The organism is Bacillus cereus group sp. BfR-BA-01408 (assembly GCF_022663305.1).
GTDB lineage: Bacteria > Bacillota > Bacilli > Bacillales > Bacillaceae_G > Bacillus_A > Bacillus_A pacificus.
This window is the reverse complement of record NZ_JAKUFF010000388.1, coordinates 1-202: the sequence shown is the minus strand read 5'-3', so window position 1 is coordinate 202 and position 202 is coordinate 1. Positions and strand designations below refer to the sequence as shown.

Sequence of the window (202 nt, the reverse complement as noted above, 5' to 3'; positions counted from 1 at the left end):
CACGTTTGAAAAACTTCAAGCTTACGATGCAGAAGGTAAGGCATACAAGTATGAAGTGAAAGAACAAGCAGTACCAGGATATGAATCAAAAGTAAATGGTACTGACATCACAAATACAAAAGTAGGCAAAACAAAAGTAGAAGGAACGAAAACATGGAAAGACGATAACGCGAAAGATCGTCCGGAAATGATTAAGGTAGAC

The 202-nt window shown here is 37.6% G+C and carries 1 protein-coding gene; it reads left to right on the top strand.

Translation table 11 applies throughout. The annotated features are described in order from the left end of the window. On the top strand, nt 1-202 hold a 202-nt coding region (locus tag MR083_RS27780), incomplete at both ends, for a Cna B-type domain-containing protein (RefSeq protein WP_242270164.1).